Source organism: Mesoterricola silvestris (assembly GCF_030295405.1).
Taxonomy (GTDB): Bacteria; Acidobacteriota; Holophagae; order Holophagales; family Holophagaceae; genus Mesoterricola; species Mesoterricola silvestris.
Genome location: NZ_AP027080.1, coordinates 2628932 through 2646606, shown reverse-complemented (window position 1 = coordinate 2646606; position 17675 = coordinate 2628932). Strand labels below are relative to the sequence as shown.

Below are 17675 nucleotides of genomic sequence, written 5' to 3'. Positions count from 1 at the left end.
CTCACGAATTCCCCGTCCTATAATGGCCGAGCCGAAAAGGGGTCCAACGTGAACAAGCTCTTTCTCAACCACCTCGCCGATGAAACCCGCGCCCTCAGGGAGCAGGGGCTCTACAAGAACGAGAGGGTGATGACCAGCCCCCAGGGCCCCTGGGTGGAGGCCAACGGGAAGCGGGTCATCAATCTCTGCGCCAACAACTACCTCGGGCTGGCCAACCATCCCGCCCTGGTGGAGGCCGCCCGGGAGGCCCTGGGCCGCCGCGGCTTCGGCCTGTCCAGCGTGCGCTTCATCTGCGGCACCCAGGACATCCACAAGGAGCTGGAGGCCCAGATCAGCGACTTCCTGGGCATGGAGGACACCCAGCTCTATTCCAGCTGCTTCGACGCCAACGGGGGGGTCTTCGAGCCCCTGCTGGGCGAGGAGGACGCCATCATCAGCGACGCCCTCAACCACGCCTCCCTCATCGACGGCATCCGCCTGTGCAAGGCCCAGCGCTACCGCTACGCCAACAACGACATGGCGGACCTGGAAGCCAAGCTCAAGGAGGCCTCCGGCGCCCGGTTCAAGCTCGTGGTCACCGACGGCGTCTTCAGCATGGACGGCTACCTGGCCAACCTTCCCGCCATCTGCGACCTGGCCGAGAAATACGGCGCCATGGTGATGGTGGACGACAGCCACGCCGTGGGCTTCATCGGCGCCAAGGGCCGGGGCACCCACGAGCACCACGGGGTCATGGGCCGGGTGGACATCATCACCGGCACCCTGGGCAAGGCCCTGGGCGGCGCCTCGGGCGGCTACGTGTCGTCCTCCAAGGAGGTCATCGACTGGCTGCGGCAGAAGTCCCGGCCCTACCTCTTCTCCAACACCCTGGCCCCCTCCATCACCGCCACGAGCCTCAAGGTGCTGGCCATGCTCAAGGAAGGCGACGGCCTGCGCAACCAGCTGCGGGCCAACGCGCTGCACTTCCGCACCGAGATGGGCAAGCTGGGCTTCAAGCTCCTCCCCGGCGAGCACCCCATCATCCCGGTGATGTTCTACGACGCCCCCCTGGCCCAGGAATTCGCCTCCCGGCTCCTGGACGAGGGCGTCTACGTCACGGGCTTCTTCTTCCCCGTCGTGCCCAAGGGCCAGGCCCGCATCCGCACCCAGATGTCGGCGGGCCACAGCCGCGAGGACCTGGACGTGGCCATCGCCGCCTTCGCCAAGGTCGGGCGCGCCCTGGGCGTCATCAAGTAATCAAGGAGACAGGCCATGAGAGCACTGGTCAAGAGCAGGCGGGAACCCGGATTGTGGATGGAGGACGTCCCCATGCCGGAGACGGGCCCCAACGACGTGCTGATCCGCATCCACAAGTCCGCCATCTGCGGCACGGACATGCACATCTGGAACTGGGACGCCTGGAGCCAGAAGACGATCCCCGTGCCCATGCACGTGGGCCACGAGTACGTGGGCATCATCGAGAAGGTGGGCGACGAGGTCGAGGGCTACAAGGTGGGCGACCGGGTTTCCGGCGAAGGCCACATCGTCTGCGGCCACTGCCGCAACTGCCGCGCCGGCAAGCGCCACCTCTGCCCCAACACCCGGGGCGTGGGCGTGAACCGCCCCGGCTCCTTCGCGGAGTACCTGTCCCTTCCCGCCACCAACCTGTTCAAGGTGCCCGACGGCATATCCGACGACCTGGCCTCCATCTTCGATCCGTACGGCAACGCGGCCCACACCGCCCTGTCCTTCGACATGGTGGGGGAGGACGTGCTCATCACCGGCGCCGGCCCCATCGGGATCATGGCCGTGGCCATCGCCAAGCACGTGGGCGCCCGCAACGTCGTGATCACCGACGTGAACCCCTACCGGCTGGACCTGGCCCGCAGGATGGGCGCCACCCGCGCCGTGGACGTCTCCCGGGAGAAGCTGGCCGACGTGGAGAAGGAACTGGGCATGACCGAAGGCTTCGACGTGGGCATGGAGATGAGCGGCAACGCGTCGGCCTTCCGCGGCATGATCGATTCCATGGCCAACGGCGGCCGCATCGCCATGCTGGGGATCCTCGGGGAGGACGTGGCCGTGGACTGGGGCAAGGTGATCTTCAAGGGCCTGTTCCTGAAGGGCATCTACGGCCGGGAGATGTTCGAGACCTGGTACAAGATGGCCGCCATGATCCAGGGCGGCCTGGACATCAGCCCGATCATCACCCACCACTTCCCCATCGAGGACTTCCGCCAGGGCTTCGAGGTCATGGGCAGCGGGAAGTCCGGGAAGGTCATCCTGGACTGGGGCGTCAAGTAGGAGGGCCGACCCCGCCCATCCCTAGGAGCCTGGCCTAGCGCAGCGGCTGGGGCGTGGGGATGGGCGGGGGGGCGCTGCCCTTGTACCATTCGCCGTTCACCACGTAGGTGTCCGCGGCCAGGTCGTCGCCGCCCACCTGCATGTCCACGCCCAGGCTCACCAGCACGTAGCCGTCGAACTTGGTGCTGAACACCTGGGCCACCCGGCCCCTTCGGTCCTTCACATCCATGATCGGCGTGGTCACGTAGGGCCGGTAGAAGAAGGGGTGCTTCCAGGGCGTCTCGGGCATCTGCTCCAGGTAATCGGGCACCAGGGCGGAGAGGAAGCGCGGGTACTCGCCGTGCTTGCCCTTGAAGCGCGTCAGGGCGTCCGCGACGCGCTTCATGCTGCCGTGGAGCTGCCGGGTGCGGTCGCGCAGGTCCTGGCGGAGCAGGGCCTCCAGGGTGTAGAGGTCCTTGGTGGCCTGCTGGCCCTTGGGGGATTCGGGGTACTGGGAGGCCAGTTGCTTCATGAGGCTCTGGGCCTCCTGGTTCCGCCCCTGGCGGTTGAGGTCTATGGCCTCTTCATACAGCTTCTCGGGCAGCCGGGGATCCTCGGTGCTGCAACCGGTGAGCAGAACCGCGGCCAGGGCCAGAAACGATGCTCGTGGAACGTCCATGGCCGAACCATAGCACCAACCCGCCGGGGAATGAAGACTAGACTGGACCCATGCGCCTCCTCGCCCAGCACTCCCCCGGATTCGACCCCTCCCGCCCCTGGGTGGACAAGGTCGTGGAGGTGAAGGGCGAGACCCGCCTCTTCCGGCATATCCTCGTGCGGCGCAGGTCGCCCCATACCGAGCGGGAGCACGGCTTCACGCGGCTGCTGTGCCCGGACTGGGTGAACGTCGTGGCCTTCACCCGGGAGGGGGAGCTGCTCCTGGTGGAGCAGTTCCGCCACGGCATCGGCGCGAGCACCTTCGAGGTGGTGGGGGGCGTGTGCGACCCCGGGGAGGAGCCCGGGGAATCCGGGCGCCGGGAGCTGCTGGAGGAGACCGGCCACATCCCGGACCGCTGGATCAGCCTGGGCAGCTGCTCCCCCAATCCGGCCATCCAGGACAACCGCTGCCACTTCTTCCTGGGCCTGGACTGCCGGTGCGAGGCGGGGCTGGACCTGGATCCCTCCGAGGAGCTGCGCGTGTGGGCCGTGCCCTGGAAGGAGGCCGAGGCCATGCTCCGGGAAGGCCGCATCGACCACGCCCTCGTGCAGGTGGCCCTGCTGAGGCTCTTCCTCTGGGAGGGCTGGGAGGACCTCAAGAGGAAGCTAAATTGTCACGGGGATGCTACATTGGAGGATCACGGAGGGGCTGATGGCCACTGATTGTTCGTTCGATGTGGTGTCCAAGGTGGACATGGACGAGGTGAAGAACGCCGTCACGCAGGCCATGAAGGAGATCGGCCAGCGCTTCGATTTCAAGGGCTCCATCTCGAAGATCGACCTGAAGGAGGAGGGGGTTCTCGTCCTCGCCAGCGACGACGAGGTGCGGCTCAAGGCCGTGGTGGACGTCCTCCAGAGCAAGCTGGTCAAGCGGGGCGTGAGCATCCGGGCCATGGAGTTCGGCAAGGTGGAGCCCGCCAGCAAGGGCACCTGCCGCCAGGAGGTCAAGATCCTCCAGGGCATCCCCACCGAGAAGGCCAAGGGCCTCGTGAAGGTGCTCAAGGACGCCAAGGTCAAGGTGCAGGCCTCCATCCAGGGCGACCAGCTGCGGGTCTCGGGCAAGAACAAGGACGACCTGCAGGACGCCATCGCCCTTCTCAAGAAGAACGACCAGGGCCTCGACCTCCAGTTCACGAACTACCGGAACTGAGCGATGTCCCGCATCGATCTGCTGCGCTACTTCCTGCCCATCTCCTCCAAGCTTTCCGAAGTGGAGGAGGAGCTGCAGCGCCAGATGGAATCCGACGTGGCCGTGGTGGGGAGGCTGGCCTCCCACGTGGGTTCGGGCAAGGGCAAGCGCCTGCGGCCCGCCCTGGTGCTGCTGGGCAGCCGCCTGTGCGGGGTGGAGTCCACCGAGGACGTGCGGTTCGCCGTGGTCTTCGAGATGATGCACACGGCCACCCTCATCCACGACGACGTCATCGACCACGCCCAGACCCGCCGGGCCAAGCCGACCCTCAACGCGCTCTGGGGCAACACCCTCACGGTGCTCTTCGGGGACCTGCTCTACCTGCGCTCCATGTCCTCCGCCATCGCCGGCAGGTCCTTCCGGATGCTGGAGATCATGGCCGAGGTCACCACCCGCATGATCGAGGGCGAGCTCATCCAGAACGACTGCCTGTTCAACCTGGACACCACCCGCAAGGACTACTTCGATATCCAGGAGCGCAAGACCGCGCTGCTGTTCTCGGGCTGCACCGAGACCGGCGCCGTGCTGGCCGGGCGCCCCGAAGCCGATTGCGAGGCCCTGCGCCGCTACGGCCTGGAGATCGGCAGGGCCTTCCAGCTGGTGGACGACCTCCTGGACTACACCTCCACCGAGGCCGAGATGGGCAAGCCCGTCTTCTCGGACCTGAGGGAAGGGAAGCTGACCCTCCCCATGCTCACCCTCCTGGAGCGGGCCCCCCAGGAAGCCCGCCCCATCATCGCCCGCATCTGGGAGAACGGCGAGAAGCTCCCCATCTCCCCCGCCGACGAGAAGGCCCTGCGCGCCCTCCTGGAGCGCCACGACGCCCTCGCCGAGACCCGCGACCTGGCCCGCAGGGCCTCCGAGGCGGCCACGGCGGCGCTAAAACCGGTGGCGGGACACGATGGCACCCGGCGCCTGCTCCTGGACATCCCCGGAATCCTCCTGGCCCGCAGCAACTGAGGCCCCGGTGGTAAATCCCGCGACGGCGCGGCCAGCCGCCCTTTTCCACCGGATCAGGAACTGGCCAAGGACCGATAAAGGACTATATTAAGTCCTGCGGAGGCGCCATGAAGTACTCGGCCCAGGTCAAACCCATCACCCATCTGAAGGCCCACGCCGCAGAAGTCCTGCTCCAGCTCTCCGGGCGCCGGGAACCCCTGGTGATCACCCAGAACGGGGAAGCGAAGGCCGTGCTCCAGGACGTGACCTCGTACGAGGAGACCCAGGAGACCCTCGCCCTCCTCAAGCTCCTGGCCATCGGCACCCGTGAGGCGGAGGAGGGGCGGACCCGTCCCCTCTCCGAAGTAGGCAAGCGCCTGCGCGCCGGCATCCGTCCCTGATGGGACATGAGGTGCGGGTCACGCGGGGAGCCGAAGGCGATCTGGCCGAGATCGTCGCTTTCCTGGCGGAGCGCGAGGGCCCCACGGTGGCCGAGCGCATCCTGGAAGGCATCCTCGACGCCGCGAACGATCTCGCCGAATTCCCCGAACGCGGCTCCTGCCCCAAGGAACTGTTGAACCTGGGCATCCGGGAATTCCGGCAGGTGATGTTCCAGCCCTACCGCCTGATCTATCGGATTGCGGGAAACCAGGCCCTCCTGCTCCTGGTTGCCGACGGGAGACGCGAATTCCAGAGCCAACTGGAACGTCGCGTCCTGAGGGATTAGAAGGACACGGCCGACCTAGCTTGCCTCGTGGGCCCGCAGGTCCCAATCAATTCCGGCGCGCTTGAGCGCGTTCATGTAGGATTCCTTGTCCGGGCACTTCAGGTACCCTTCCTTGGGCTCCACCTGCTTGGCCTGGATGAGTTCCACCAGGGCGTCGTTCATGAGCTTCTGACCGTAGGCGCGGCCCGTCTGCATGGCGCTGGGGATCTGGAAGTTCTTGCCCTCGCGGATGAGGTTGGAGATGGCGGGGGTGATGAAGAGGGTCTCCAGGGCGGCGATGCGGCCTCCGCCCACGCGCTTGAGGAGGGCCTGGCTGATGACGCACTTGAGGGCGTCGGCCAGCATCACCCGGATCTGCTGCTGGCGGTCCGCGGGGAACTGGTCCACGATGCGGTCCACGGTGCCGATGGCGCTGGAGGTGTGCAGGGTGCCGAAGACCAGGTGGCCCGTGATGGCCGTCTCCAGGGCGATGGAGATGGTCTCCAGGTCCCGCATCTCGCCCACCATGACGATGTCGGGGTCCTCGCGCAGGGCGGCCCGGAGGCCGGACTTGAAGGATTCGGTGTGGGTGCCCACCTCCCGCTGGTTCACCAGGCAGCGCTTGCGGGGATGCACGAACTCGATGGGGTCCTCGATGGTGAGGATGTGATCGTCGCGCTGCTTGTTGGCGATATCGATGATGGCGGCCAGGGTGGTGGACTTGCCCGACCCGGTGGGGCCCGTGACGAGCACCAGGCCCTTGCTCAGGGCCGCGAGGCGCCGGACCGGGTCCGGCAGGCCCAGCTTGTCGGGGTCCGGGATCTCGTTGGGGATGACCCGGCACACCAGGCCCGGCCCCACGCGATCCATGAAGTAGTTCACCCGCAGGCGGCAGCCGCCGGCCTCGAAGGGGTAGGCGAAATCCGCGTCGTTCTTCTCGGTGAACTGGCGCCACGCGGCCGCGGGGGCCAGGGCCTCCATGAGCTCCATGATCTGGCTGGGTCCCAGGATCCCGAAATCGGAAAGGTCCTCCATGTCCCCGTGGACCCGGACGATGGGCGCCTCGAAGGAGCTGAGGTGGAGGTCGGAGCCCTTGTGCTCCAGGAGGGCCCGGAACAGCGCTTCCGCCAGGGGATGGGTGCCGTAGATGGGCTGCCCGGGGGTGCCGGCCGCGGCGGGCGCGGGGGACGGAACGGGCGCCGGGGCCGGAACGGGCGCCGGGGGCGGAACGCGAGCTGGGGCTGGTATGGGCGCGGGGGGATTCGTGCGGCGGGGCAGGGGCTGGGTCGCGGTGGCGGCGCCCCGGGAGGGCTCCGCGGTGATGCGGGTGCCCTGGGGCCCGCGGTTCACCAGGATGCGGTACACCTCCCCGCCGGCCTCGTGGTCGAAATAGGCCTCGCCCGTGGCGGCCAGGGCGGCCTCCCTTTCCAGGGGCACCACCTCCTTGGCCAGGACCTCCACCATGGTCGGGGGCAGGGGATTGGCCAGGAGGGGCATCTCCGTGCCTCCGGCCAGCTCCAGGATGGGCGGGGCGTTGGGCTCCAGGCGGAGCCGCAGTCCGCCCCGGGGGGAGATGTGGGCCAGCAGGCGGTCCAACTGGGGCATGGCGGGCTCCAAGGGGAACCCCCAGTCTAGCCTAAAGCGACCTCGGGCTCGTTGATACAAAGACCCAGGATCCGGATACACTATGCGCTCCGCAACCCTTGTCAACCTCCAGGAGACCTGATGAATATCCACGAATACCAGGCCAAGGAACTGCTCCGGACGTACGGCGTCGCCACCCCGGGGGGGCGGGTTGCCCGGGATGCGGCCGAGGCCGCGGCCATCACCCGGGAGATGGGCGGCAGGAGCGTCGTCAAGGCGCAGATCCACGCCGGCGGCCGCGGCAAGGGCGGCGGCGTCAAGTTCGCCAAGACCCCCGAGGAGGCCGCGGAGCTCTTCACGAAGATGAACGGGATGAATCTCGTCACGAAGCAGACCGGCGCCGAGGGCCGCACGGTCCACACCGTGTTCCTCTCCGATCCCGTGGACATCGCCCGGGAGCTGTACCTGAGCTTCCTGGTGGACCGCGCCACGGGCCGCGTCACGGCCCTGGCCTCCACGGAGGGCGGCGTTGAGATCGAGGAGGTCGCCGAGCACACCCCCGAGAAGATCGTGAAGATCGCCGTGGATTCGGCCCTGGGCCTCACCGGCCACCAGGCCCGGGAACTGGCCTTCGCCCTGGGCCTGGAGGGCGACAGCTGGAAGAAGGGCGCCACCTTCTTCCAGAACCTCTACCGCCTGTTCGTGGAGAAGGACTGCTCCATGGTGGAGATCAATCCCCTGGTGGTCACCGCCCAGGGCGACGTCTGCGCCCTGGACGCCAAGATCGCCTTCGACGACAACGCCCTCTTCCGCCACCCGGAGATCGTGGCCTACCGCGACCTCAACGAGGAGGCCCACGCGGAGATCGAGGCCTCGAAATACGGCCTGAACTTCATCAAGCTGGACGGCAGCATCGGGTGCATGGTCAACGGCGCCGGCCTGGCCATGGCCACCATGGACATCATCCAGTACCACGGCTCGAGCCCCGCCAACTTCCTGGACGTGGGCGGCGGCGCCTCCGAGGAGGCCGTGAAGAACGCCTTCCGGATCATCCTCCAGGACCCCGGCGTCAAGGCGGTGCTGGTGAACATCTTCGGCGGCATCATGCGGTGCGATATCGTGGCCGCGGGCGTGGTGAACGCCGCCAAGGACATCGGCGTGACGGTCCCCGTCGTGGTGCGCCTGGAGGGCACCAACGTCGAGCAGGGCAAGAAGATCCTCTCCGAGAGCGGCCTGAGCATCCAGGTGGCCGCCAACCTCGACGACGCGGCGCGCAAGGTCGTGGCCTCCATCCGATGACGGCTGCCGATCCCAAGGCCCAGTACGAGGCCAAGTGGGCCGAGTACCAGTCCGTGATGCACCGGGGTGCCTGGCGCATCGGATGGGGCTTCTTCTTCGTCACCGTGGGCTTTTTGCCCATGATGTGGCTCTTCATCTGGATCGTGGGCGCGGGCAACTGGGAGCGGACCACCTTCCACGCCCCGCTCCTCATGTGGATCGCCGTGCCGCTTAACCTGGCGGTGGTGGTGGCCCTCGTGCTGCAGCTGTACCGCAGGAACCTGGAGCTCGACGCCGTCAAGCGCCAGTATCTCACCGAGCTCCGCGCGCTCAAGTCGAGGCTGCCGGACTCCCTCCCGAACGAGGCCCGGCCCGCGCCGGGTCCGGACCCCGACGCCTTCCGCGACGACGCCTGAACCCCTTCCATCCGAGGTCACCATGTCCATCCTGCTCGGCAATTCCACCCGCCTGATCGTCCAGGGCATCACCGGCCGGGAAGGCCTCTTCCACGCCAAGGGCTGCCGGGAGTACGGCACCCAGGTGGTGGGCGGCGTCACCCCCGGCAAGGGCGGCACCGAAGTGGACGGCTTTCCCGTCTTCGACACCGTCAAGGCCGCCCGCAAGGCCACGGGCGCCAACGCCACCATGATCTTCGTGCCGCCCCCGGCGGCCGCCGACGCCATCCTGGAGGCCCTGGACGCCGGCATCGAGCTCATCGTCTGCATCACCGAGGGCATCCCCGTGCAGGACATGGTCAAGGTCAAGCGCGTCCTGGCCGAGCACCCCGGGCAGCGGCTGGTGGGTCCCAACTGTCCCGGCGTCATCACCCCCGGCCAGGCCAAGATCGGCATCATGCCCGGGCGCATCCACCTGGCCGGCCACGTGGGCATCATCTCCCGCTCCGGCACCCTGGCCTACGAGGCCGTGGGCCAGCTCACCGCCCTGGGCATCGGGCAGAGCACCTGCGTGGGCATCGGCGGCGATCCCATCAACGGCACCAACTTCATCGACTGCCTCAAGCTCTTCCAGGCCGACCCCGACACCCACGCCATCGTGATGGTGGGCGAGATCGGCGGCAACGCCGAGGAGGAGGCCGCCGCCTTCATCAAGGCCAACGTGACCAAACCCGTGGTGGCCTTCATCGCAGGGCAGACCGCCCCTCCGGGCCGGCGCATGGGCCATGCCGGCGCCATCATCAGCGGCGGCAAAGGCACCGCCAAGGAAAAGATGGCTGCCCTGGAGGCCGCCGGCATCACCGTGGTGGTGAGCCCCGCCGAAATGGGCAAGGCCATGGCCGAGCGTTTGGCTGCCAGGTCCTGATGAAGGTCCTCGCGATCGTCCTGGCGAGCACCGCCCTCTGGGGCCAGACCCCCTACTCCCGCGATGAAATCCCCAAGCTCCCCGGCCTGCTCTGGGAGGATGCGAAGTCCGTGGCCCAGGCGCCGGCTTCCTGGGACGCTTCCGACTGGAAGGCCCTGGGCCTGGGCGCCGCCGCCGTCCTGGGCACCGCCGTCCTCCTGGACAAGACCCTGGACGACGCCTCCAAGCGCAACCACACCGACGCCCGGGACCGCCTGGCCACGAACCTCGCCCGGCCCGGCGGCACCGCCGGCCTCGTCCTCATGGGCGCGGGCTACCTGGGCTTCACCGTCCTGGGCAAGGACGAGCCCCGCTCGGTCATCGTGGACATGGGCGTGGCCACGGTGCTGGCCCAGGCGGCCATCCTGCCCCTGAAGTACGGCGCCGGCCGGGCCCGGCCCCTGGACGGGAAGGGCACCCACGATTTCCGCGCCCTATCCTCCCAGGACGGCTTCCCCTCCGGCCACGCCGCCCAGGCCTTCGCCATGGCCTCCGTGATTTCCATGCGGTCCACCGAGCCCTGGGTGGGCTGGTGCGCCTACGGGGCCGCCGGACTGGTGGGCGTAGCCCGCCTGGGCACCCGGGATCACTTCGCCTCCGACGTCGTGGCCGGGGCCCTGGTGGGCACCGTCATGGGCCGCGCCGTGGTGCGGGTCAACGAAGGCATCCGGAGCCATGCGGGCCGGGCGGCCTTCAGCGTCGAGCCGGCCTTCTCCCCCGGCTTCAAGGGCGTCACGGTCACCGCTCGTTTTTAACGAGAGTTATCCGCCCTGGGCTCGGTTTTAACCACCGCGATCCGTTATACTGCTTCCATGTCCACCATCGCCCTGGTTCTCCACGACCCGGCAGCCAGCCGGGTGAGGGAGGTGTGGTCGCTGCTGGAAACCGAATTCGGCCTGGCCGGGGTCCACAAGGTCCCCTTTCCCCACCTCACCCTCATGGCCTTCGAAGGCCTGACCCATTACGAGGTGAAGAGCCTCCTGGAACGGGTCTCCCAGTCCCTCCCCCCCTTCATGCTGGAAACCAGCGGAATCGGCCTCTTCGGCGCCCCCGCCCGGATCCTCTTCGCCCCCGTGGTGAAGACCCCCGTCCTGTCGGAGCTGCACCAGGGCGTCTGCGCCGAAGTGGCGAAGCTGGGCGGCCGGATCCCCCCCCTGTACGTCCCCGAACGCTGGGTTCCCCACATCACCCTGGCCCAGGGCGACCCCGTCCGCGGAACCTACGGCCAGGCCGTGGACCTGGTGCTGCAGCAGAACCTCCACCTCGCCTTCGAGGTGCGCAACCTCACCCTCTTCGATTGGATCGGCCCCCGCTACGAGCCCTGCGACCGCTTCCCGCTCACGGGAAGGCTGGCGGCGGCGGGGGAGCCCTGAGCGTTGGTGTCCTTATCCCAACTTTCTCCAATGGTTTTTGATTTAATGGCATACCGCCATGTGCTCAGGCCTCCACGGATATTGCCGGTTAAGGCTTGGGATCTTACTTCGATCTCCACCGGCTATGTAAGCGCCTCCCGCGTCAATTCCGAGGCCGGCCGCAGCGCCACCCAAGGCACCAAACACCATCCCGGCAGGCCCTCCGGGTGAACCCTCAATGACCCCTGCAATGGCACCGGTCACGGCCGCACCCATTAGGTTTTTATCCTCTTTGCTATGGGTTGTGTATAAAAGCTTCTGTAAGTTAGCCCCCGCGCCATTCCAGGTGTCCGGGTAGCAAAGGGGCCACTGGCTCCAGTAGGTTTGAAGTTGCGAGCAAGCAAGCCTACGAAAGGAAGCCAATGGCCGAGTTGAAGTTTGAGGTCCCCGAGGGGACTGTGGAAGGACTGTTTTCGCAGCCAGGAGGCGAGGGCTTCCGAGTGCTGGTGGAAGCCGTGGCCCAGGCCCTGATCAACAGCCAGGCCGACGCCCATTTCGAGGCGCCCTGGAACGCCCGGGGCATGGAACGGCCTAACGGCTATCGCAATGGCTACAAGGATCGTGGCTTCCAGACCGTGGCCGGCGCCCTGGAGCTATCTGTACCGCAGGCCCGGAACGGCTCCTTCCGGCCGGCCCTATTCGAGCGCTGGCAGAGATCCGAGCGCGCCCTGCTGGCCGCTTGCGGCCAGATGGTGCTGGCCGGGGTGTCCAACCGGAACGTGAGCAGGCTGGCGGAGGAGGCCTTCGGGGCAGAGGTCAGTCCCAGCCTGGTATCCCAGATCCTAAAGGACATCGAGCCGGCCGTGGAAGCGTTTCGGACCCGGCCCTTGGGTGCCTTTCCGTATCTCCTCGTTGACGCCCGGTTCGACAAAGTCCGGGAAGGCCACCGCGTCCGCAGCCGGGCCTTCCTATGGGCTGCTGGGGTCAACGAGAAGGGGGAGCGAGAGGTCCTGGGCTGGCTGGATTGGGGCGGAGAGACCGAGGTGGCCTGGGAGGGCCTGTTCAAGGACCTGAAGGGTCGTGGCCTGCATGGGGTCGACCTGCTGGTCTCGGACGCCCACGAGGGCCTCTGCCAGGCCGCGACGAAGGCGTTTCCCGGATCGAGCTGGCAGGAGTGCCAGGCGCACTTCCTCCGCAGGTCGATCGAGCAGGTCAAGGCGGCGGACCAGAAGGCCTTCCGGGAAGACGTGAGGGCCGTGCTCCACGCCGTGGACTACGTCCGGTCGCAGGAGTTGCTCGGTCTGCTGAGGGCGCGCTGGGAGGAGAAATCGCCCAAGGCAGTGGACTACGTGGAGGAGCACCTGGACAGCCTCCAGGCCGTCCTGGCGCTACCCGAGGGCCATCATAAGCGGCTGCGGACGACCAATATGGTCGAGCGATTCAACCAGGAGCTGAAGCGAAAGAGCCGACTGGTGCGGGTTTGGCCCAATGCGGAAAGCCGGGAACGCGTCTACGGGGCGCTTCTCATGGAACAGAACGAGGCCTGGACCGGCCAGGCATGGGTGCACATGGGGGGACCGGCGTGATCTTGTTCCTATGGTCGCTCCATGCCCTGATGGCGCCGACCCATGCTCTGTGGAGCGTGCTCAGGCATGGAAAGCCTGTGGACTGCGCTTCGCGCACCGGCCCTGCGGGCCTGCCCGCACCCTTTCCACACCCTCGGGCTGCGCCTGGAGACCGCTGCGCGTTCTCCAAATGCCCCACAGCGGATGGTCATCAGCAGGAATCTGATCGGTTTCGCCGGGCCGGGCGGGGTCCGCCTGCGGCTGCCCGCCCTAGACTGAGGAAATCCCTACTGGAGCGGACTTACAGAAAATTCTGGACACAACTTTGCTTTGGTCTTTGGGAGGCGGGCCTCCTCCCCTTATTTGGTCCAGTTCGATTTCTGAAAGTACAGTTGGCCGTCTGTTGTTTAAACTCATTGGTTCCTCCTTGTCCATGAAAGTTGCGAGAGAAAGCTTCACGTTATTCACGAAAACACTGTAGTTAATAGATTTGCATAAATCCTCCCTTGTGCTGTAACAAGATTTAGGTTCTGGAGTGAGGATTTCAAAAATTATAACAATTTGCCATTTCTCGAAATATTTATGTTACATTTTGGGCAATGCCAGCCACCCATAAGCCAAACCCTAAATGGCTTTTCGATCCGCCACCACGGCAATGCTGATTTGCATTTAGGGCATTGATAATTTGTGTGAAACCGTCTAAGCCATGTAAGGATCAAAAGCGTTATTGCAAATATATATAAATTTGACATACACTGCCTGTTTCAACTCAATAGTGAGCTTCCAGTAACCTTATTGAAAACCGAATACCGTCTTTATGGGTTCATTCGGGTGTCACATCTCTTTTAACTAATGCCCCGGGTGTTCAGGTGGTTCCAGAAAACTTTCGATCGATGTTAATATTGCGATGAAATAACTTGATTTGATTGTCTTGACCGATTGCCTCTTGGATTCTTCGCACACCATGACCTTGCATTCGACTTGGCCGGCGCCAGCATCGCTGCCAGGGCCACCGTGTGATCCGTCCCCTGGGTAACCCTAGCTGAAATGGTCGCTAGGCTAGCTCCTGGTCTCGACCCAGGTCACATTGTGTTTGGCCAAGTCCTTGCGGATGAACTCCCAGCAGCCTTCCTCGCGGCCCACATACTCGGGCGGGGCGATGCCTTTGCGGGTGTACAGGCCCGCGGCCACCAGGCGCACCGTGGCGGTGCACGCATACCCGGTGGACCGGGCCATGGAGGTGATTTTCGTGTCCCGGTCGTAGCGGTCCAGGAGGTCCCACACGTGGCGTTCGGGCTTGCCGTCCTTGGTCCCGTCCACGATCACGCGCATGACCGTGAAGTCCTCGTCGTCCTCCTCCATCTGCCACATGGGGAAGAGGAGCCGGGTGGTGAGGTCCATGGGGGCCACCTTCACGCCGCCGACGTCAATGGGCTCCAGGCCGAAGAACCCGGCCTCGCGCAGCATGCGCATCTTCTCGATGTGGCCGGGGTAGCGAAGGGTCTTCTCCTTCTTGAAGGGCGCGTCCACGGTGTGGATGAGGGAGCGCAGGCCGTCGGTGTTGAAGGCCTCCAGCGTGCCCACGCCGGGGAAGTCCATGAGTTCGGGCTCGCTGAGGGCGGGCATCACGATCTCCTTGCCGTGGGCGACGTAGCGGGCCGGGCGGGTGTACTCCTCCACCACGTCCACGGGGCTGAAGCCGGCCTTGTACTCGAAGGGCCAGGTGCGGATGGCGGGGAGGCCCCCCACGTAGCATTCGAAGTTTTCGATGGAATCCAGGCGCCGCTGCAGGTCGCCCACGATGAGATTGTCGCAGCCCGGGGCCACCCCGGCGTCCATGACGGCGATGAGGCCCTTCTCCCGGGCCAGGCCGTCCAGGAGGAAGGGATCCTCGGGGAAGAAGGAGATATCGACGATGGGCTTTCCCGCCTCCAGCACGGCCCTCATGGTCTCGAACCCCATGAAGCCGGGCACGGCGCCCACCACCAGGTCCGCGCCCTGCACGGCGGCGCGCACCTCGGAGGCCTGGGAAAGCTCCCGGGGCTGGATCCGGAGCCCCCTTTCGGCGAGGCGCCCCAGGGCCTTCTCCGACCGATCGGCGACGGTGACGTCGAACTCCCCGTCCCGGGCCAGGTCCAGGGCCATGGTGGCGCCTACGCGGCCGGCGCCGAGCACGCAGATCTTTTTCATGGCGGATGCCTCCGGATGCGATTTATTTGGTGAACCAGTCTACCGCATGCCCCCGGGCTCCCGGGAGGCCCGTAGTATCCTGTTCCCATGAGCGAGCTCGTCACAGCCCACCTGGACCACCGCCGCACCTGGCAGGACTTCCACTATTGCTATCCCGTCATCTCGCGGCGCAGCAAGGGCGTGAGCCTCGGGGTGAACCTCAATCCCGACAAGGTCTGCAATTTCGATTGCGTGTACTGCGAAGTGGACCGGACCACCCCCGCCCGGCGCCGGGACGTGGACCTGGACCAGATGGAGCGGGAAATGGAGGTGCTGCTCGAACTCACCCGCTCGGGCGAGCTCTTCCGGACCCCGCCCTTCGACTCCGCCGACGCGGGCCAGCGCCGCCTCAACGACATCGCCTTCTCCGGGGACGGCGAGCCCACCACCCTGCGGGAATTCCCCCGGGCCGTGGAGCGCATCGCGGCCCTGAAGGCCCGCCGGGGGCTGGACGACGTGAAGCTGGTGCTCATCACCGATTCCTCCCGGCTCCAGGCCCCCGAGATCCTGGAGGGCCTTGGCCTCCTCATGGCGAACAACGGGGAGATCTGGGCCAAGCTGGACGCCGGCACCGAGGCCTACTATCGGGAGGTGAACCGCTCCAAGGTGCCCTTCTCCCGCATCCTGGACAACCTGGCCGCCACCGCCGCGCGCTGGCCCATCGTGATCCAGACCCTCTTCCTGGAATGGCGGGGAAGGGGGCCTTCGGACGGGGAAGTGGAGGCCTACCTCCAGTGCCTGCGGACCCTTCGCGAACGGGGGACCCTCCAGGCCGTGCAGCTCTACACCGTGGCCCGGCCCACCCCCGAGCCCGAGGCGAAGCCCCTGGCGGCCCGGGACCTGGACCGGCTGGCGGCCGGAGTGCTGGATGGGCTGCCCGGCCTTCCGGTTGAGGTCTTCTACGGTCCCGCCTAGGCTTTTCCTGGCCGGTCTCCTGGCCCTCGCCCTGGGCAGCCGCGCCCCGGTGGCCCCGGGCCCGCCGCCTAGCCGTCTGCCGGAGGAATTGGCGCGGGTGGACCTGGTGGCGGTGGGGGATATCCTCATGCACCAGGACGTGAAGACCTCCGCGCTCCAGGCGGGGAGCCTGACCGAACTCTGGAAGGAGGTGACGCCCCTCTTCAAGGGCGCCGATATCGCCTTCGCCAACCTGGAAACCCCCATCGCCCCGAGGACGGGCCGGCCCGGCCGCCCCTTCCAGTTCAACGCCCCCGAGGACCTGCCCGCGGCCCTCAAGGCTTCGGGCCTCACCATCGTCTCCACCGCCAACAACCATGCGTTCGACCAGGGCCCCCGGGGCCTCGCCGAAACCCTGGAGCGGCTGGAGGCCGCCGGCCTCCCCTCCGTGGGCGGCGGCGCCACCCGCGCCCAGGCCGAAGCGCCCCGGTTCCTGGTGGTGAAGGGCCTCCGCATCGCCTTCCTGGCCTTCACGGACATCTTCAATATCAACCTCAACCAGAAGACCGACCGCCCCTGGGTTCGCTCCCTGGACCCCGCCGCCGCCGAAGCGGCCGTGGCCGCCGCCCGGGCCCAGGCCGACGCCGTGGTGGTGAGCCTCCACTGGGGCGCCGAGTACCTGCACGTGCCCCTGCCGCGCCAGAAGGAGGTGGCCCGCCGCCTGGCCCGGGCCGGCGCCGACCTGATCCTGGGCCACCACCCCCACGTCCTCCAGCCCGTGGAGGTGCTGGAGAACGGTTCCCGCCGCACCGTGGTGGCCTACTCCCTGGGCAATTTCATCTCCAACCAGGACCGGGTCTACCGGGCCGATCTGTTCCCCGTGGCCGGGGGCGACAGCCGGGACGGGGTCCTCTTCCACTGCCGCTTCGTGAAGCTGAAGCTGGCCGACGGTTCCGAACAGGTGCGCGTGGAGGATGCCCGCTGCGAGCCCCTGTGGACCCGCAACAACTGGTACGAGCGCACCCGCACCCGGATCCGGGAGATCCAGGTCGTTCCTCTGGGGGCCGCCCTGGCCCAGGCCGAGGGCGACCTGGACCGCCTCCGGTCCGCGGAACCCCTGGACAAGGCCAAGGTGGTCGAGCAGCAGGAATACCTCCGCACCCTCTACCTGCGCCGCGCCCGGGCCGGGGAGATCCTGGGGGCGGCCTTCGTGGATGGGCCGTGAGGGGCATGGCTTGAACCCTTAGCGCAGGTTTCCGACCCACCCTAACTACCACTGCCGAAGCCAACAGATAGCCACCCCATGACAACCACGGCCAGGCTCCTCAGCCGGGAACGGGCTGAGTTCTACGGCTGATCCCCTTCATCCTTTGCATCCTATTCATCCCTGTTCCCGCAGGGCCAGCGATGGGGTGGGGCGGCGCGCAGTTGATCTGCATGCGCCGACCCATCCCAGCTCTGGCCCTGCGGGAACAGGGATGAAATGGATGTACAGGATGTAGGGGATGAAAATGCCCGAGACCGGGGCCTTGAGCAGGTCGGGCGGGTTGCCCTTCGCGGCCAAATTCCTTCTGGACGTCTGTCAACCATGCCACGGTGCA

General features: G+C 66.8%; 18 protein-coding genes. 15 read left to right on the top strand and 3 right to left on the bottom strand.

Translation table 11 applies throughout. The features are described from left to right. The first annotated feature begins 48 nt into the window (after positions 1-48). The gene (locus tag R2J76_RS11515) at positions 49-1236 is read left to right on the top strand and encodes a glycine C-acetyltransferase (RefSeq protein ID WP_316411736.1); all 1188 of its coding nucleotides are present in this window, start codon (positions 49-51) and stop codon (positions 1234-1236) included. Between the two features lie 15 nt (positions 1237-1251). After that, positions 1252-2283, top strand: coding sequence for an L-threonine 3-dehydrogenase (gene tdh, locus R2J76_RS11510; protein WP_316411735.1), 1032 nt, complete (start codon positions 1252-1254; stop codon positions 2281-2283). Between the two features lie 34 nt (positions 2284-2317). Here the strand turns inward: tdh and R2J76_RS11505 are convergent, their stop codons facing one another. Beyond that, entirely contained in the window at positions 2318-2941 is a 624-nt protein-coding gene (locus tag R2J76_RS11505; RefSeq protein WP_316411734.1) for an outer membrane protein assembly factor BamD, read from the bottom strand. 50 nt (positions 2942-2991) lie between these two features. Between R2J76_RS11505 and R2J76_RS11500 the strand changes: the two genes are divergently transcribed. The 5 genes from R2J76_RS11500 (at position 2992) to R2J76_RS11480 (ending at position 5834) form a co-directional block, all read left to right on the top strand. Continuing rightward, positions 2992-3642, top strand: coding sequence for an NUDIX hydrolase (locus R2J76_RS11500; RefSeq protein WP_316411733.1), 651 nt, complete (start codon positions 2992-2994; stop codon positions 3640-3642). Next, on the top strand, positions 3632-4129 hold the full coding sequence (locus R2J76_RS11495) for a YajQ family cyclic di-GMP-binding protein (RefSeq protein ID WP_316411732.1): 498 nt from the start codon (positions 3632-3634) through the stop codon (positions 4127-4129). Before R2J76_RS11500 ends, R2J76_RS11495 begins: the two co-directional genes overlap by 11 nt. A gap of 3 nt (positions 4130-4132) precedes the next feature. Further along, a complete protein-coding gene (locus tag R2J76_RS11490) occupies positions 4133-5128 on the top strand; it encodes a polyprenyl synthetase family protein (RefSeq protein WP_316411731.1) in 996 nt (331 codons plus the stop codon). A gap of 107 nt (positions 5129-5235) precedes the next feature. Beyond that, positions 5236-5508, top strand: coding sequence for a type II toxin-antitoxin system Phd/YefM family antitoxin (locus R2J76_RS11485; protein ID WP_316411730.1), 273 nt, complete (start codon positions 5236-5238; stop codon positions 5506-5508). An 11-nt stretch (positions 5509-5519) separates the two neighbouring features. Further along, positions 5520-5834 (top strand): type II toxin-antitoxin system RelE/ParE family toxin, encoded by a 315-nt coding sequence (locus R2J76_RS11480; RefSeq protein WP_316411729.1) that lies wholly within the window; start codon positions 5520-5522, stop codon positions 5832-5834. Positions 5835-5849: 15 nt separating this feature from the next. Here R2J76_RS11480 and R2J76_RS11475 read toward each other — a convergent pair whose 3' ends face one another. Next, positions 5850-7418 (bottom strand): type IV pilus twitching motility protein PilT, encoded by a 1569-nt coding sequence (locus R2J76_RS11475; protein WP_316411728.1) that lies wholly within the window; start codon positions 7416-7418, stop codon positions 5850-5852. 120 nt (positions 7419-7538) lie between these two features. Here R2J76_RS11475 and sucC point away from each other — a divergent pair, with 120 nt between their 5' ends. The 6 genes from sucC to R2J76_RS11445 all read left to right on the top strand — a co-directional run bounded on the left by sucC (position 7539) and on the right by R2J76_RS11445 (position 12972). Next, positions 7539-8696 carry an ADP-forming succinate--CoA ligase subunit beta gene (gene sucC / locus R2J76_RS11470; RefSeq protein WP_316411727.1) on the top strand — a complete coding sequence of 386 codons (1158 nt, stop codon included), beginning with the start codon at positions 7539-7541 and terminating at the stop codon, positions 8694-8696. Next, on the top strand, positions 8693-9091 hold the full coding sequence (locus R2J76_RS11465; RefSeq protein ID WP_316411726.1) for a hypothetical protein: 399 nt from the start codon (positions 8693-8695) through the stop codon (positions 9089-9091). The genes sucC and R2J76_RS11465 overlap by 4 nt, the downstream gene beginning before the upstream one ends. Before the next feature lie 22 nt (positions 9092-9113). Further along, positions 9114-9995, top strand: a complete 882-nt coding sequence (sucD, locus tag R2J76_RS11460; protein WP_316411725.1) for a succinate--CoA ligase subunit alpha — start codon at positions 9114-9116, stop codon at positions 9993-9995. Further along, complete coding sequence (locus R2J76_RS11455; protein ID WP_316411724.1) at positions 9995-10789, top strand: phosphatase PAP2 family protein; 795 nt, start codon at positions 9995-9997, stop codon at positions 10787-10789. Before sucD ends, R2J76_RS11455 begins: the two co-directional genes overlap by 1 nt. A 57-nt stretch (positions 10790-10846) precedes the next feature. Then, positions 10847-11407: a 2'-5' RNA ligase family protein gene (locus R2J76_RS11450; protein WP_316411723.1), complete on the top strand. Its 561-nt coding sequence runs from the start codon at positions 10847-10849 to the stop codon at positions 11405-11407. A 479-nt stretch (positions 11408-11886) separates the two neighbouring features. After that, positions 11887-12972, top strand: coding sequence for an IS256 family transposase (locus R2J76_RS11445; protein WP_449405577.1), 1086 nt, complete (start codon positions 11887-11889; stop codon positions 12970-12972). Between the two features lie 1038 nt (positions 12973-14010). Here R2J76_RS11445 and R2J76_RS11440 read toward each other — a convergent pair. Next, entirely contained in the window at positions 14011-15141 is a 1131-nt protein-coding gene (locus R2J76_RS11440) for a saccharopine dehydrogenase family protein (protein WP_316411721.1), read from the bottom strand. 87 nt (positions 15142-15228) lie between these two features. On the opposite strand from R2J76_RS11440, the gene R2J76_RS11435 reads away from it, so the two are divergent. Further along, a complete protein-coding gene (locus tag R2J76_RS11435; protein ID WP_316411720.1) occupies positions 15229-16095 on the top strand; it encodes a radical SAM protein in 867 nt (288 codons plus the stop codon). Continuing rightward, on the top strand, positions 16049-17299 hold the full coding sequence (locus R2J76_RS11430; RefSeq protein ID WP_316411719.1) for a CapA family protein: 1251 nt from the start codon (positions 16049-16051) through the stop codon (positions 17297-17299). Before R2J76_RS11435 ends, R2J76_RS11430 begins: the two co-directional genes overlap by 47 nt. Positions 17300-17675 lie beyond the last annotated feature (376 nt).

Excerpts from the sequence above, each read along its gene's own strand:
- R2J76_RS11500 (WP_316411733.1), top strand. The coding sequence starts at position 2,992 with ATGCGCCTCCTCGCCCAGCACTCCCCCGGATTCGACCCCTCCCGCCCC.
- R2J76_RS11440 (WP_316411721.1), bottom strand. The coding sequence starts at position 15,141 with ATGAAAAAGATCTGCGTGCTCGGCGCCGGCCGCGTAGGCGCCACCATG.
- R2J76_RS11505 (WP_316411734.1), bottom strand. The coding sequence starts at position 2,941 with ATGGACGTTCCACGAGCATCGTTTCTGGCCCTGGCCGCGGTTCTGCTC.
- sucD (WP_316411725.1), top strand. The coding sequence starts at position 9,114 with ATGTCCATCCTGCTCGGCAATTCCACCCGCCTGATCGTCCAGGGCATC.
- R2J76_RS11455 (WP_316411724.1), top strand. The coding sequence starts at position 9,995 with ATGAAGGTCCTCGCGATCGTCCTGGCGAGCACCGCCCTCTGGGGCCAG.
- R2J76_RS11435 (WP_316411720.1), top strand. The coding sequence starts at position 15,229 with ATGAGCGAGCTCGTCACAGCCCACCTGGACCACCGCCGCACCTGGCAG.
- tdh (WP_316411735.1), top strand. The coding sequence starts at position 1,252 with ATGAGAGCACTGGTCAAGAGCAGGCGGGAACCCGGATTGTGGATGGAG.
- R2J76_RS11450 (WP_316411723.1), top strand. The coding sequence starts at position 10,847 with ATGTCCACCATCGCCCTGGTTCTCCACGACCCGGCAGCCAGCCGGGTG.
- R2J76_RS11495 (WP_316411732.1), top strand. The coding sequence starts at position 3,632 with ATGGCCACTGATTGTTCGTTCGATGTGGTGTCCAAGGTGGACATGGAC.
- R2J76_RS11485 (WP_316411730.1), top strand. The coding sequence starts at position 5,236 with ATGAAGTACTCGGCCCAGGTCAAACCCATCACCCATCTGAAGGCCCAC.
- R2J76_RS11465 (WP_316411726.1), top strand. The coding sequence starts at position 8,693 with ATGACGGCTGCCGATCCCAAGGCCCAGTACGAGGCCAAGTGGGCCGAG.
- R2J76_RS11430 (WP_316411719.1), top strand. The coding sequence starts at position 16,049 with ATGGGCTGCCCGGCCTTCCGGTTGAGGTCTTCTACGGTCCCGCCTAGG.
- sucC (WP_316411727.1), top strand. The coding sequence starts at position 7,539 with ATGAATATCCACGAATACCAGGCCAAGGAACTGCTCCGGACGTACGGC.
- R2J76_RS11475 (WP_316411728.1), bottom strand. The coding sequence starts at position 7,418 with ATGCCCCAGTTGGACCGCCTGCTGGCCCACATCTCCCCCCGGGGCGGA.
- R2J76_RS11490 (WP_316411731.1), top strand. The coding sequence starts at position 4,133 with ATGTCCCGCATCGATCTGCTGCGCTACTTCCTGCCCATCTCCTCCAAG.